This window comes from Burkholderia sp. TSV86, assembly GCF_001522865.1.
In the GTDB taxonomy this organism is placed as follows: Bacteria; Pseudomonadota; Gammaproteobacteria; order Burkholderiales; family Burkholderiaceae; genus Burkholderia.
Genome location: NZ_LOWB01000009.1, coordinates 1 through 903, shown reverse-complemented (window position 1 = coordinate 903; position 903 = coordinate 1). Strand labels below are relative to the sequence as shown.

General features: G+C 58.8%; 1 protein-coding gene and 1 pseudogene. One reads left to right on the top strand and one right to left on the bottom strand.

Annotation, left to right across the window (positions count from 1 at the left end):
- On the top strand, positions 1-435 hold a 435-nt coding region (locus tag WS68_RS00480), incomplete at its 5' end, for an IS6 family transposase (protein WP_156429294.1).
- 174 nt (positions 436-609) lie between these two features.
- On the opposite strand, the pseudogene WS68_RS25500 reads toward WS68_RS00480, so the two are convergent.
- Positions 610-826: pseudogene (locus WS68_RS25500) on the bottom strand (hypothetical protein); the annotation flags it as partial.
- Positions 827-903: the final 77 nt, after the last annotated feature.

Below are 903 nucleotides of genomic sequence, written 5' to 3'. Positions count from 1 at the left end.
GTGCGAGGCAAATGGACGTACCTCTATCGCGCGGTGGACAAGGCCGGCAACACCGTCGACTTCCTGTTGCGAGCCCGTCGTGACAAGGCTGCTGCCTGGCGCTACTTCGAGCAAGCGATCGCCAGCAACGGCGCGCCCGACACCGTGACCGTCGACAAGAGCGGGGCCAACCTGGCAGCCCTGCATGCCGTGAACGCGCAGCGCGAGACGCCGATCAAGATCCGTCAGCGCCAGTATCTGAACAACAGGATCGAGCAGGATCACCGGGCCATTAAACGACGAACGAGGTCTATGCTCGGGTTCCAGCGTTTTCGATGCGCACGCATCATCATGGGTGGCATTGAGACCATGCACATGGTCGCCAAGGGACAGATGAACTCCCCCAAGGGGACTCGTTTGCCCGCAGCACAGCAATTCTATTGCCTGGTTTCATGAGCCGGGTCGGTCCACTCGCCGCCTCCAACTCTCCGTCCTTATTGCGACAGAACCAAATGGAGCGTTGATTGGCATCAAACCGATCGCGACGCGTGAAATAGCTGTTGAGGTTCGAAAATCCTGCTAGCGGTGATCACAAAATATGCTAGCAAGGAATTCCTTCAAGGCCTTGATTTATAGATGGCGATACGGCTCGGTGCCATTAGCCTTGCACGTCTCGATGAGCGAGTACAGGTTGGCGCGCCCGTTACGTCGAGCCTGTCAAACGAGCGTGATACTTGGCCGCCTCCTGCCGCATCCGCGCCTCTTCCGGCGACACGTAGATCGACGTGGTGCCAAGCGACGCGTGCCCGAGCACGCGCTGCACGACTTCGAGCGCGGCACCGGCCGCGGTTCTGTCGCAATAAGGAAGCCTGTCGATAAGCGGTCTCGGAATGATCAGGATTCCTCAGAAGGCCAACGAATAAA